Genomic DNA, 15,543 nt, shown 5'->3' on the forward strand with positions numbered 1-15,543 from the left:
TTCAATGGCAATGTCAATTTCAAAAATCAATCTAAAATCAGAAATCGTTAATCAATAATCTAAAATCTAATGAGTTTAATCGAAAGAGACAGCCAGTATCTTTGGCACCCTTATACACAGCACAAAACGGCCGCACTTCCTATCGCGATAACTAAAGGCGAAGGTGCGTTGCTTTGGGACGAAAATAATAAAGAATATATTGACGCTATTGCTTCTTGGTGGGTCAATCCGTATGGGCATTCCAATAAGTTTATTGCCGATGCGATTTACAAACAGCTTACTACGTTAGAACATGTTTTGTTTGGAGGGTTTACGCATGAGCCAGCCATTATTTTGGCCGAAAAACTATTGGCTATTTTACCTAATAATCAAAAGAAAGTATTTTTTTCCGATAATGGGTCAACTTCTGTTGAAGTGGCTATCAAAGTGGCTTTACAGTATTTTTACAATAAAGGCGAAAAGAGAACAACCGTTATTGCTTTCGAAAATGCTTTTCACGGCGACACTTTTGCCGCAATGGCCGCCAGCGGGATCTCATTTTATACACAGGCGTTTCAAGGAATGTTTATTGATGTGGTTCGGATTCCGGTTCCTGTGAAAGGACAGGAGCAGGCAAGTTTTGATACTTTGAAACAAGTTATAAAAAATCATAATTGTGCTGGATTTATATTTGAGCCTTTGGTACAGGGAGCGGCCGGAATGGTGATGTACGAGCCCGAAGCATTGGATCAATTAATCCAAATCTGTCAAGTAAATAATGTTTTAACGATTGCCGATGAAGTAATGACAGGTTTCGGGAAAACGGGTAAAACTTTTGCCTGTGATTATTTGACTCAAAAACCGGACATGATGTGCTTGTCCAAAGCTTTGACGGGAGGAACCATTCCGATGGCGATTACGACTTTTACTCAGGATCTTTTTGATGCTTTTTATGATGAAGATATCAATAAGGCATTATTTCACGGACACACTTTTACTGCAAATCCTACAGGTTGTGCAGCGGCTTTGGCGAGTTTGTCTTTGTTGAAAACCGAGGAAATGCAGGATAATTTAATCCGAATCAATAAAAACCATTTAGATTTTCAAAAACGAGTTGAAAATCATCCAATGGTTACCACTACGAGAGTACTCGGAGTGATTTTTGCATTGGAAATAAAAACCGAAACTTCTGCAAGTTATTACGGGACTTTGCGTAACAGACTCTATGATTTCTTTATTGAAAATGGAATAATTCTGAGACCAGTTGGAAATATCGTTTACATTTTGCCTCCTTATGTAATTACAGATGCACAATTGGAAAAGGTGTATGAAGTGGTCGAAAGTGCTTTGGAAATTGCTTAGTCATTGGCCACGGATGACACGGATTGAACGGATTTACACGGATGACTTAAAATAATTTCCGCTTAAATATCCTTATATGGTTTAAATTTAAAATCTGTTTTTATCAGTAGAATCTGTGTGCTATTTATAGTCACAGTTTGGTAAATACCGATGCACAATTGCAAAAAGTGTATAAAGTTGTGGGAAGTGCTTTGGAAAGTGTTTAGGTTTAACCGCGTGCAAAATATTTAGCCACAGATTGAACGGATTAAACGGATTTACACGGATAAAAAATAATGCACATTCTTAGAATTACTAAAAAAGGGAAACCATACTAATTAAAGAATCAGTGTAGATCCGTTTAATCTGTGTCATCCGTGTGCCATTTATGCTCACAGCTCAGCCAAAAAATAGGCATAATTATTTGTAAACTTTGCGTAAAACTTTGCGACCTTTGCGGTCAAACCAGAACTGAATATTTTGTCACAAATTATCTCTATCACAGCACTAGCATCTATTTCTCCATTGGGTAATGACCCGAAAACGATTTGGGAAAATTATCAAAACGGAAATCATTGTTTTACGAGTCATTTCTTAGATCATAAAAACACACTCGTTGCCAAGTTGGATGATAATTCAAATGCTATAGTTGAAGCTTTAAAACAATCTGATATTAAATACAAATCTTTAGATAAATCGGTTTTGTATGCCATGGCAGCTTCTCGAAAAGCTGTAGAAAATGCTGGTTGGACTTCTAAGGATGCTTTCGGAATAAATATAGGTTCTTCCCGCGGGGCAACTGATTTATTCGAAAAACACTTTCAGGAATATTTAGAATCAGGAAAAGCACAAACTTTGGCTTCACCAACAACAACTTTAGGAAATATTTCTTCTTGGGTAGCTCACGATTTACAGAGTTCAGGTCCCGAAATTTCACATTCTATTACCTGTTCGACAGCTTTGCATGCTTTATTGAATGGTGTGGCTTGGCTTCGTGCTGGGATGTCAGAGAAATTTTTGGTAGGCGGAAGTGAAGCGCCTTTGACCGATTTCACTGTTGGTCAGATGAGGGCTTTGAAAATTTATTCTAATAGCGAAGAGGAATTCCCTAATCGGGCTTTAGATTTTGAGAAAAAGCAGAATACTATGATTCTTGGCGAAGGAGCTGCTGTTTGTTGTTTGGAAATTGGTAAAAAAGAAAATGCTTTGGCCTATATAGAAGGTATTGGATATGCTACTGAAATATTGGAACATAACATTTCCATTTCGGCAGAAGCGACTTGTTTTCAGAAATCAATGAAAATGGCTTTGGAAAATATCGATTTATCTGAAGTTGATGCTATTGTGATGCACGCTCCAGGAACTAAAGCAGGCGATCTAACTGAATATAAAGCGATTCAAAAGGTTTTTGGTTCAAATTTGCCAATGCTTACTACAAACAAATGGAAAATTGGACACACGTTTGGTGCATCTGGGATTTTGAGTGTTGAAATGGCTATTTTGATGATGCAAAATAATCAGTTCATCGGAGTTCCTTTTGCGGAAGCACAAATACAGACGAAACCTATTCGCAAAGTTTTAGTAAATGCTGTTGGTTTTGGCGGGAATGCGGTGAGTGTTTTGTTGAGTGTTTAGAGACGCATTTTAGCCACAGATCTGCACGAATTATACGGATATTAGCAATTAGCACGGATAATTAAAAAAGTGTCAGTTAGGGAGCGGTTTTGTTTCTACTAGAGCTAAAAACTAAATCTGTTTTATCAGTATGATTAGTATGCCATTTTTTTGATAATAATTTGACGAATGAAATGGAGGATTGTCATTGGTTATCAGTTTTTTCCAATTCTTTTGCCTTTTCATAAATCAAATTGCTCTCGAAACCTCGGCGAAGCATATAATCACAAAATTTCTTTCTTTTTTTGAGAATATTTTTTTCAGTTATGGAGTTCCAATTCCTTTCGGCTAAATTTTCAAACGTGGCGATATATTCTTCGGGTTCGATTTCCTTTAGTGCAATATTAATCAAGGTTTGATTGATTTTTCGCATTTTCAATTCATTGGTAATGCGGATTTTTCCCCAATGTTTAATGCGGTGTTTTCCGCGAGCAAAACTACAAGCAAAACGTGATTCATTAAGAAAGTTGTGCGCTATTAAATGTACAATAACTTCGTCTATCTCTGATGAATTTAATTTCATACTCCACAATTTAGAAACCACTTCTTCATGGCATCTCTCTTGATAGGCACAAAAATGTTCTATTTTTTGAATTGCTTCTTTAATGGAATATACTTCTTTCATTCGAAATGAACCTTTTTTTAATATATAGCAAAAGTAAGTCTTTTGGAAAGAAATCATAAACTGTCGTTTGTAATTGTAAGTGTTCAAAATCCTTTTACAGTTAAAAGTTATAATTTTCCATTTTTTTCTAAATTTTAATTCGATTATTTGTAATACTAATAATACTGTTTTAAAAAAAAGATGTATTTCATCGATTAAATATGCTTTTCTTCTATTTTTTTGAATTCATTTATTAAGTTTGATAAGGTTGAAAAATTAATCATACGCTTCAACACCATTTTTGATTTGATAAACACAAAAAATCTTGTTGATTTTTTATTGTCACATTCCATAAAACAATTCAATACTGGTATAATCTTAATACTTTATTCTTATGAAAAAATTTTTACTTTTAATGAATGTGTGTTTTTTAATTTCACAAGTTTCTTTTGCAAAAGCGGTACATTCTAATGCTTTGTCAAGCAAGGCTAGTCATGAGAGTTTTAAATTTGAAGGTGTTACGACTACCAGTTTTAGTAGCTCGAATACGGCTGAAATAACGCGAAGCAGAGTTTGGCTAAATTTGACAAATTCTGGAGGAGCTTTTAAACAATTATTGTTAGGCTATATGGCCGGAGCCACCAATGGTTGGGATAATTTGTATGATGGAGTTAGTATCGATTCGAATCCATATGTTGATTTTTACAGTATTGGTGACGGTCAAAATTTAACTATACAAGCAAGAGGTTTACCTTTTTTGGATACTGATGAAGTTCCGTTGGGATACAAAGCTAAAATTGAAGGTGAATTTCAAATTAGTATAGATCATTTCGATGGTTTATTTGTTGATCAGGCTGTGTTTCTGAAAGACAAAACCACAGGAGTGGTTCATAATTTAAAAAACGGGGCTTATACTTTTACAACATCAATCGGACGGTTTAATGATCGTTTTGTGTTGCTTTATGTAAATCATATTCCAGAAGAACCAATTGCAGCTGTTCCCGATCCAATCGATCCTACTCCTATTGTAATTGTTCCTCCAGTTGTTGAAGTGCCTATTGTAACAGTTCCTGAAGTTCCTGCTCCAATTGTAACAGAGCCAGTTGTTGAAGTACCTATTGTAACAGTTCCTGAAGTTCCTGCACCCATTGTAACTGAGCCAGTTGTTCAAGTACCTGTTGTGACAGTTCCAGAAGTTCCGGCTCCAATTGCAACTGAACCTGTTGTTGAGGAACCAGCTGTAGCGATCATTGAAGGAACGGTTTATGAGGGCAAACAAAAATCATTAGTTGTATCGGTTAATAACGATCAAATAAGTATTAATTCTAAACAGGGGCCTATACAAACTATTTTGGTGTATAGCATGGGACAAATACAATTGTTTGAAAGAAAAAATGTTAATAGTAAAGAATTTGTGATTCCTAATTTAGGTGTAGCAAGACAAGTTTTAATTGTTAATACCCAGTTGAATAACGGTAAATGGATTGCCAGTAAAATTATTTTATAGCGACAGCAAGTGAATTAATTCTAAATAAAGAAGTCGACTCAAATTTGTATTGTGTCGGTTTCTTTTTTATTCCGTTTTTTACCGAATTAATTTTTTCGATTCCGTAAAAATGATAAATAGTGTTAGATTTTGTTACATCCGACTGCTATTATTTGTGTTTAAATAACACTATTAATAATACAAAATAATATGGCTATTTATTTATAAAAAGATTTATGTTGAATAAAATAAGCTATATTTGGTATAGCTCTTTTAGTCTTTTTTTGTTTTAACTTAAAAGTTTTAAGTGATGTTGCAAAAATTACTCTATACGTTTTTACTGATTGTTTTTTTGCAAATGAATGGATTTGGACAATCAGGAACAGTGACCAGTGCTACTACTGGTAATTGGAATGCTGTTGCCACCTGGACAGCTATTAATATACCTAGAACAGGAACTGTAACCTCTTCAACTGCTTTAACTACAGTTACAGGCGTAGGCACTTCATTTTTGACTCAGCTAGCTGTTGGTTCTGTAATTACTACTCAATTAGGTGTAGTAATTGGTACTGTAGCTTCTATTAATAGTGATATCAGCCTTGTTTTAGTTGGAAATGCTGCAAACACGGTTACTAATCAAAATTATCGTACTACAGGTGGTACACCAAGTCCTGTTGATACTGTTAATATTCAAGGTTCAAATGTAATTACGGTAACTGCAAATGCTGCTTGTAACCTTATAAATTTTGTAGGCAACGGAACGATAAATGTGAATACAGGATTCTCTTTAAATATTACTGACACCATTACTGTTGTTACTGTAGCGATTGGAGTTTTATCTGATAGGGATGCTTTTTTAACTGGTGGCGGAACGATAAATTGTGACACTTTAGTTGTAGGTTTAGGTACTGGTATAGGACTATTATGCAACACAAGATTAACTTCTACTATTTCAAATTTCAATATTACAGGAGCTGGAGTTACGTTGAACAGTTTAGGAGTTTTAACTGCAAGTAATAATGCTTCTTTTTATATAGAAAGTGGAACTGTAAATATAGACGGGGTAATTACGACTGCAAATGCACTTTTGGTTGCTACTACTTCTACATTATCAATGAGTACAGGAGCACAAACAGGAACGTTGCTGTTAAGTAATACAGCGCCTTTTAGTTTATCAGGGTTAGGAACAAATACTATTATTTTAAATGGGACGGGGACTACAGTAAATTATGATGGCGCTGCACAGACAGTTCTTCCAAAAGCGTATAATAATCTAGCGTTTAGCGGCAGTGGAATAAAATCTACTTCGAACACTACTTCGGTTGCGGGTAATTTATATATCAATGGAGCAACAGCAAGTATTGCTAGTGGAACTACTATAGCAGCTGGTAGTCTTACACTGGGCGTCTACAAAAAAATTAATGGAGTATGGGGTTCTACAACTGCTACTGCTGCTTATAAGGATAATGCTTATTTTCAGCCGACTACAGGAACAGTAACCGTTTCTACAGATACCCGACCAACGGCAGTTTTTTCAAATTTAACAGTGAGCCAAAGTATTTGTTTTGGAACTGCAATGACAACACTTAGTGGAACAGTTAGTGGAATTAATGCTATTGGCGGAGGTTTTTATCCTTCTGCAGAAGCTATAGGTGTGACAATTAATGGTGTGGCTCAAAATACAACTACTGTAGGAAGTACAGGTGTTTTTTCTGTAAATTATACTACAGCAACATTGCCTGCAAACATAACCCCTTATAATGTTACGTATTCTTTTACCAATACCGTTAATGTTAATTTGAAGAATGGAACCAATAATACGACTGCACTTACCGTAAATGCGATTCCATCCGTACCAGTCCAGGGTACTATAACTAGTGTGACATGTACAGCTGGAGGCACGGTTGTTCTCAATAGTTTGCCTAGCGGGAATTGGACTTTAGAAAGAACTGAGGGTAATGTTGTATCGGCACCCACTTCGGGATCTTCAACTTTAGTTACAGATTTACCCACAGGAAGCTATACCTTTAAGGTTCGAAATAATTTTGGATGCTTATCTTCTTCAGCTGTAATTGTAGCTATTCCAGATATGCCTAGTACTACCTGGAATGGGTCTGCATGGGGCAATGGTAATCCTGATATTTCTAAGAAAATTATTATGGATGGAGGTAGTACCACTATATCAAGTTCCATAGAAGGGTGTTCTTGTCAGGTCAATGCGGGTGTAAATATTATAGTAGATGCAAACGCAGTTTTAAAACTTAGAAAAGGTTTAACCATCATAGGAAATGGAACGCTAACATTTGAAAACGGCACGAGTTTAGTGCAACTGGATGACACGGCAGTCAATACTGGAAATATTACTTATAAGCGTACTACATCTACCATAAAAGACTATGATTATGTATATTGGAGTTCGCCAGTTGTAGACAGGAAGTTGGGAGAGTTATCGCCTGGTAGTGATAAATATTGGAGTTGGCTTACTGATAATTGGGCTCCCGCAACAGCAGCTACCGTGATGCTTCCTGCTAAAGGATATATTGCCAGAGTGCCTTCAGGTATAGTTTCGGTGCCCAAAGTTCAAAATGTTGAATTTGTTGGAAAACCAAACAATGGAGTTCAAACAATAGCTTCGCAAGGGGTCAATAAAAGTAATTTAATAGGAAATCCTTATCCTTCAGCAATAGATGCTGATTTGTTTATGACTTACAATAAAACCATAATTAATGGCGCTTTGTATTTTTGGACACATCGCAGCGGGAGAACATTAAATGGGGTAAGCAATCAATATGAGTATGCGGCAAATGATTATGCTACTTATACTTTGTTAGGAACAACTGGTTCAGGTGGAGGTTCAGCTAGCGGTAGTGCTGCTCCATTAGGAAAAATAGCAGCGGGTCAATCTTTTTTTGTTGATAGCAAAAGATCAGGAAATTTCACATTCAACAATTCGATGCGAATTTCCGATTCAGGAATGAATAGCCAATTTTTTAAACAGCAGCCTACTAAGAAATCAACGGCAATAGAAAGAGAAAGAGTTTGGTTGAATTTAACCAACGATGGAGGTGTTTTCAAGCAATTATTGGTTGGATATATGACAGGAGCGACCAATGATTTTGATACTTTATATGATGGTGTCACATTTGACGGAAATCCTTTTGTAGATTTTTATAGTATAGCGAATGCTAAGAATTATGCGGTTCAGGCACGTGGATTGCCTTTTGATGTAGTAGATGAAGTGCCCTTGGGTTACAGAACTACTATAGCAGGAATATTTAAGATTGGTATTGATGCTGTAGATGGGTCTTTGGCCGATCAAGCGATTTATTTAGAAGATAAAATAACTAATACAATTTATAATTTAAAGAATGGTGACTATTCGTTTACCACAACAATTGGGACATTTGCGGATCGCTTTGTGCTTCGCTATGCAGATAGCTCTAAATTGTTGAATACAGAGGATGTTCAAACCAAAGGCAAAGAGGTTATTCTATCGGTAAAAAGTGGGCAGATAAAAATCAATTCTTTTGATCAAAATTTGTCTTTTGTAAAAGTGTATGATTTGAAAGGAAGCCTGATTTTTGAAAAAAACAAACTAGGAAAAAATGAATTGATTATAGATAATTTAAAAGGAAGTAATCAAGTTATGATTGTTATTACTCAACTCGAAGATGGCAACTCGATGAGCCAAGAAATTGTTTTTCATGATTAATTAGTTAAAATAGTGGAGTTTTAAAAATCCCATTCTGTTTATTCAGAATGGGATTTTTTTGTTTTAAATGGCTGTTTTGCGCAAAAAGAGTATTAGATAATAGGGTAAAATTCATTAAGAATCTATTGGATTATTTTTTTAAGAATTTTACTATAATTATAATGTTTTTTGTTGATTAACAAAAATTGATTAGTAAATGTGTCGTCTTACTTACAAAAGAACCTTTTAATTGTTTATTTTTACCAAAATATTTAACAGTTCTAGCTTAGTATTATATTTATAGATTTGATTGTTTTTGACCTAAATAGATTAATTTTTTTGAAAAAAGCAAGACGCTTTTAAGCCTTTTTTTCTTTAATGTAAAAATTAATTTTTAACAAAAAAAACGAATTGATTTAAAATAGTAAGAAAAACCATTGGATACGATTTAGCCCCTAAATTATTAAAATTAAATACCTAACCAACTTTATGAATAAAAATTACTTTGATTCAGAAGGGAATACTGCATTTTTGACAAAAACAATAAAATTATTGTTGATGTCTTTTTTATTTAAAAATGTTACTAGAATAAAATTTATTTATACTTTTTTATTATTGGTGTTATTTGCGAATTTTGCGAATGCTGCAACATATTATTCTAGAGTAACTACGGGTAATTTTGCAACAGTTAGTTCATGGTCTACTAGCCCAAGTGGATCACCAACAAATGGTGCTGCTCTTGCTAGTGGAGATACTTTTATCATTCAAAATGGTCATACTATAACAGTGGCAGCTAATATACAAATTGCTAACATTACTGTTCAGGCGGGTGGTTTTTTAATAGTTGGAGCTTTTAACTTTAGGGTTGATAATGCTGCTTTAATTTCAGGAACTATAACGCACAATAATACAGCGGGAACTAAAAGTTACAGAGGTTCAGTTACCATAGATTCATCAGGAACTTGGAATAATACTGGAAATTCGGATATAAATTTTAGAGGAGGAATTACTAATAATGGTACATTTAATAGCGGAACAGGAGCGCATACATTTACTAACAATGCTCAGACTTTAAATGGTATATTGTCGATAACTAATTTAACCTGTAGTGATGATATTACTAATAATGGTACACTTACGATTTCAACTACCTTGGCAGGGACAGGTACTTTAATTAATACAGGTACTTTAAATTTTGGTGTGACATCTATTACACCTACTCTCGATGCAACGTCAGTTGGTAATATAGTGAATTACAATGCTACTGGAGTCCAAACTGTAAAATCAACAACTTACAGTAATCTTACTCTATCAGGCAGTGGTACAAAAACATTAGGGGGAGCTGTTGCTACAAATGCGGCTTTAACATTAAATAATAATACAAGTTTAGCAATGTCTACTTATTTGCTAACTTTAAATGGAGATCTTATAAATAATGGCTCTGGTACAATTACAGGAACAACAGGAGGTGTTACAATATCTGGAACTGCAACTCAAAACATTGCAGGCTTTACTACTACAGGGGCTGTTTCTATGATTAAAACTACAGGAGGAGCAGCTACATTAACAGGAAACGTAAACGGTGCTAGCTTAACAATAAACGGTTCGGGAGGTATAATGAGCTTAGGTACAGGTTTGACACATACATTTACTGGAGACTGGAGTAGAGGGAGCGGTACATTAAACGGAGGTTCAAGTACATTAAAAATAGGAGGTGATGTAACTGGTACAGGGAGTACTTTTACAGCTGAGACAAGTACAGTTGAGTTTAATAAAACAGGTGCTCAAAATTTGGGTTCCGCCGCATTAACCTATAATAATCTTATTCTTTCAGGAAGTGGAGACAAAACCTTGGGTGCAGTTGCAACGGTAAGCAATACTTGGTCTATCATTTCACCTGTTAAAGCTAATTTAGGGGCAATTACTACACATGCAGCAACAACGCTTTACTTACACGGAACTGGACCGCTTTCTGCTTCTTGGGGGGCAGTAGCATCAACAACAGCAACAAACAAAACTAATGCTTATTTTACAACAGGAATTACGGGTAGAATCAATGTTGCTTCCGTAATTGATAATAATTATGCTTCTTATAACAATGCAACAGGTGATTTAGGAGGAGGGATAGTTGGAGAGAACACAGGACCACTAGTACTGACTGCTCCAGATGGAAGTGTTTTTATAAATACTAAGTTTGCGAGCTATGGTACGCCAGGTGGTATATACCCTAATTTTACTATTGGAGGCTGCCATGCACCAACTAGTCGTGCAAAAACTACGGAATTATTAGGAAATACTACAGTAACTATACCCGCTTCAGGAGCTTTTAATGATTTTTTTGGAGATTATTGTAATGGTACCATAAAAACGTATAGTGTTGTTGCTACTTATGCCCTACCTATTTGTAGTGGTAATAGTCCAGGTATCATTACTGGTTCAGATCCGACAGGAGGTAACGGTACAGGAAGTTATAGTTTTGTATGGTCACAAAGTGGAACTATAGGAGGTACTTATACACCTATATCTGGAGCTACAAATAGAGATTATACACCAGGAACGCTTACTGCAACTACTTATTATAAGAGAACAGTAACCTCAGGAATTTTTAGTGATGAAACAATTGTTATTGTTCCTGTAATAACTGCCCCTGCATCAACTGCTCCAACTATTGCTACTTTATGTAGTGATAGTACTCTAAGTGTTCCAGCACCTACAATTGCTGGTACATACGTAGAATGGTTTTTTGGTTCTTGTGGAAGTACTGTTATAGGTACGGGTACAACTTATAATCCGACAGCTACTGGGAATTATTATGCTCGTTATACTAATAGATGTGGGTCAAGTAATTGTGGTGTTAGGAATGTAGCAACTACTCCAACGAATGGAGTAGTTGTAACACCTACTAACCCTACTTCAATTTGTGTTACGGGTACAGCTCAAACTGCTAGTTTACCCTATACAGCCACTGGTACTCCTACTACATATAGTATTATTTGGTCGCCTAGTGGTTTTTTAATTAATATTGCTAACAGAAATTTACCTGGTTCTACAAGCGGATCAATAACCTTAGATATTCCATCAAATGTTCCAGCAGGTACCTATACAGGGAGTATTACTGTAAAAACTGCTGCTGGATGTACGAGTGCCAGTAAAACGTTTGCATTAACGATTGGTAAAGTAGCAGGAGTTGCTTCATCTACACCAACTCTATGTGTTAATACAGCTTTAACAGCAATTACTCATAGTACAATAAATGCAACAGGAATAGGAACGGCGATAGGATTGCCTACAGGAGTAACAGCTGCTTGGGCATCGAATACAATTACGATTAGTGGTACACCTTCAGTGTCGGGTACTTTTAATTATACTATTCCTTTAACGGGATCTTGTATAGGATCAGCAGATGCTACGGGAACTATAACAGTAAGACCAGTTTTTACTTCTGGAACAATCGCCTCGACAGGAGAAACCATTTGTTATAATGGTGATCCGGGCTTAATAGGGAGTACAACAGCTGCAAGTGGTGGAGATACTACTATTACTTATCAATGGCAAAGCAGTACAGATGCTGCTTTTACAACACCAGTAACGATAGGCAGTAGTAATAGTGCAACATATGATCCTCCAACAGGATTGACTGTTAATACATGGTATCGTCGTCAAGCGAAAGATGGTACTTGTAATACAATATTTTCAAATTCAACTAATACTTGGGCAATTACGGTTCGTGCTAATTTCACTACTGGAACAATCGCATCGACTGGAGAAACTATTTGTTACAATGGTGATCCGGGGGCAATTGGAAGTACAACAGCTGCAAGTGGCGGAGATACTACTATTACTTACCAATGGCAAAGCAGTACAGATGCCGCTTTTACAACACCAGTAACGATAGGCAGTAGTAATAGTGCAACATATGATCCTCCAACGGGATTGACTGTTAATACATGGTATCGTCGTCAAGCGAAAGATGGTACTTGTAATACAACATTTTCAAATTCAACTAATACTTGGGCGGTTACAGTTCGTCCTACAGTTACAGCGACAATCAGTGGAACTACTTCAGTTTGTTTGGGAGGAACTACGTCTAATGTTACTTTTACGAATCCTCTTAGTAGTCCCATAACAGTAACTTACAATATTAATGGGTCAGGAGCTACTACAATAAATGTGGGGGCTAACACTACCGCAACTATAGCTGCGCCAACTGTAACTGCGGGAACATTTGTTTATAATTTAGTAAGTGCAGTATATCAAGCAGCACCAACTTGTACAGCACCATTAACAGGTTCTGCGACAATAACAGTTCGTCCTACAGTTTCAGCGACAATTAGTGGAACTACTTCAGTTTGTTTGGGAGGAACTACGCCTAATGTTACTTTTACGAATCCTCTTAGTGATGCGATAACGGTAACTTATAACATAAATGGAGGTATAAGTACTACAATAAATGTAGGTGCTAATACTACAGCAACAGTAGCTGCACCAACAGGAACAGCGGGACCATTTGTTTATAATTTAGTAAGTGCGGTATATCAAGCAGCGCCAACTTGTTCAGCATCTTTAACAGGTTCTGCAACCATAACCGTAATTTCAAATAACACAATAGTTTTAAGTTCAGCTGTAGGTACAGATTCTCAAGCGGTTTGTGTCAATACACCAATTACAAATATAACTTATACTACAACGGGGGCAACTGGAGCAACGTTTGCTAATCTGCCTACAGGTGTGTCTGGATCTTGGGCCGCTAATGTTGTTATTATAAGTGGAACACCAACAGTTGCTGGAGCAGCACTTACCTATACAGTTACTTTGACTGGTGGTTGTGGTAGTATTTCCGCAACGGGTACAAGAACAATAATAGTCAATCCACTACCAACAATACCAACTGCTAGTGCCACAGCTCAGCCTAGTTGCTTGATTTCAACAGGAACTATTACTGTTTCTGATCCTGCACCAGCAACAGGAATTGAATATACGGTCACAGGTATAAGTCCTGTTGTAGCTGGAGTAACAAATACTACTGGAATATTTTCAGGACTTGCAGCAGGGACATATAATGTCACTACTTCAAATACAAATACAACTTGTACTTCATCAGCTAGTTCAACAATTACCATAAATGCAATAGTTACTAAAACATGGCTTGGTGGAACAACTGATTGGAATACTGCATCAAACTGGTCTCCTAGCTCAGTACCCATAGCTACTGACTGTGTAATTATACCAAACGTAACGAACAAACCTGTAATTTCAGGTACAAATGAACAATTTTATGCAAATGTACTTACTGTAAATACAGATAGTAGTTTAACTGTAAATAGTACAAATACTCTAACAGTAACAGATGTTGTTAGAGTTCAAGGGACAGGAACTTTAACCTTCGAGAACGAAGCTAGTTTGGTTCAGGTAAATGATTTAGCAACAAATTCAGGTAGTATTACTTATAAGCGTACTACTTCTGCTGTAAATGACTATGATTATGTATATTGGAGTTCCCCAGTAGTAAATCGTACGTTGGGTCAGTTGTCTCCTACCAGCGATAAATATTGGAGTTGGCTTGTTGATAATTGGACTCCAGCAAAAGCAACAGATGTGATGCTTCCTGCTAAAGGATATATTGTTAGAGTGCCTTTTCGAAATATTTCTACATCTTCACCTATATCAGTTGTGTTTTCAGGAGTACCTAACAATGGTGTTAAAACAATCGCTTCGCAAGGCGTTAATAAAAGTAATTTAATAGGAAATCCATATCCTTCAGCAATAGACGCCGATTTGTTTATGAATTATAATAAAACCATAATTAACGGATCCTTGTATTTTTGGACACACAGAGTAAAGAGAAGTCTTGATATCCCAAATAATCAATATATATATGCTGCTAGTGATTATGCTGTTTATACTTTGCTTGGAGGTGCTGGGAGTGTTGACGCTTTAAGAAATATTGCTGCAGGCCAATCCTTTTTTGTTATTAGTAAAAGGTCAGGAAATTTCACATTCAATAATTCAATGCGAATTGCTACTGCAGGAGAGAACAACCAATTTCTGAAACAAGCGAGTACTAAGAAAGGAATTGCTAGTGATAGAGACAGGGTTTGGTTGAATTTGACTAATGATGGAGGGGCTTTCAAGCAATTATTGGTAGGATATATGGCAGAAGCGACTAATGATTTTGATAACTTGTATGATGGTACAACCCTTGATGGAAATACCTTTGTAGATTTTTACAGTATTGCAAATGCTAAAAATTATACGATTCAGGCACGTGGGTTGCCTTTTAATACAGCCGATGAAATACCATTGGGTTACAAAACTACTGTTGCAGGAACATTTACTATAGCCATTGATAAAGTTGATGGCGGTTTAACTGATCAAGCCATTTATTTAGAAGATAAAACAACTAATAAAATTCAGAATTTAAAAACTGGAAGTTATTCGTTCACTACGGCAATTGGAACTTTTACAGATCGTTTTGTGTTGCGCTATACAGATACTTCTAAAGCATTAGGAACTGAGGATGCTCAAGCTACAGGTAAAGGGGTTATAGTATCGGTAAAAAATAGCCAGATAAAAATCAATTCTTTTGACCAGACGTTATCTTCTGTAAAAGTATATGATTTGAAAGGAAGCTTACTTTATGAAAAAAATAAAGTAAATAAAAATGAATTTGTTGTTGACCATTTAGTATCTAGTAATCAATTTATGATTGTTATGGTGCAATTGGAAGATGGTAAATGGGTCACTGAAGAAATTATTTTTCATGATTAA

6 protein-coding genes are annotated in these 15,543 nt (G+C 35.9%); 5 read left to right on the top strand and 1 reads right to left on the bottom strand.

Annotated features, from left to right (window positions below; translation table 11 throughout):
- Positions 1 to 69 precede the first annotated feature (69 nt).
- Together bioA and ACUN3A_RS10210 are read left to right on the top strand one after the other, a co-directional pair.
- Positions 70 to 1,341, top strand: a complete 1,272-nt coding sequence (gene bioA, locus ACUN3A_RS10205) for an adenosylmethionine--8-amino-7-oxononanoate transaminase (protein ID WP_445551190.1) — start codon at positions 70 to 72, stop codon at positions 1,339 to 1,341.
- A 459-nt stretch (positions 1,342 to 1,800) separates the two neighbouring features.
- Complete coding sequence (locus tag ACUN3A_RS10210) at positions 1,801 to 2,955, top strand: beta-ketoacyl synthase N-terminal-like domain-containing protein (protein WP_445551191.1); 1,155 nt, start codon at positions 1,801 to 1,803, stop codon at positions 2,953 to 2,955.
- Between the two features lie 184 nt (positions 2,956 to 3,139).
- Here the strand turns inward: ACUN3A_RS10210 and ACUN3A_RS10215 are convergent, their stop codons facing one another.
- A complete protein-coding gene (locus tag ACUN3A_RS10215) occupies positions 3,140 to 3,619 on the bottom strand; it encodes a regulatory protein RecX (RefSeq protein ID WP_445551192.1) in 480 nt (159 codons plus the stop codon).
- 373 nt (positions 3,620 to 3,992) lie between these two features.
- On the opposite strand from ACUN3A_RS10215, the gene ACUN3A_RS10220 reads away from it, so the two are divergent.
- The 3 genes from ACUN3A_RS10220 (at position 3,993) to ACUN3A_RS10230 (ending at position 15,543) form a co-directional block, all read left to right on the top strand.
- Positions 3,993 to 5,105 carry a hypothetical protein gene (locus ACUN3A_RS10220; protein ID WP_445551193.1) on the top strand — a complete coding sequence of 371 codons (1,113 nt, stop codon included), beginning with the start codon at positions 3,993 to 3,995 and terminating at the stop codon, positions 5,103 to 5,105.
- Between the two features lie 289 nt (positions 5,106 to 5,394).
- Positions 5,395 to 8,796 (top strand): hypothetical protein, encoded by a 3,402-nt coding sequence (locus tag ACUN3A_RS10225; protein ID WP_445551194.1) that lies wholly within the window; start codon positions 5,395 to 5,397, stop codon positions 8,794 to 8,796.
- Between the two features lie 468 nt (positions 8,797 to 9,264).
- On the top strand, positions 9,265 to 15,543 hold the full coding sequence (locus ACUN3A_RS10230) for a hypothetical protein (protein ID WP_445551195.1): 6,279 nt from the start codon (positions 9,265 to 9,267) through the stop codon (positions 15,541 to 15,543).

The sequence above is a fragment of the Flavobacterium sp. WC2509 genome (genome assembly GCF_052683105.1).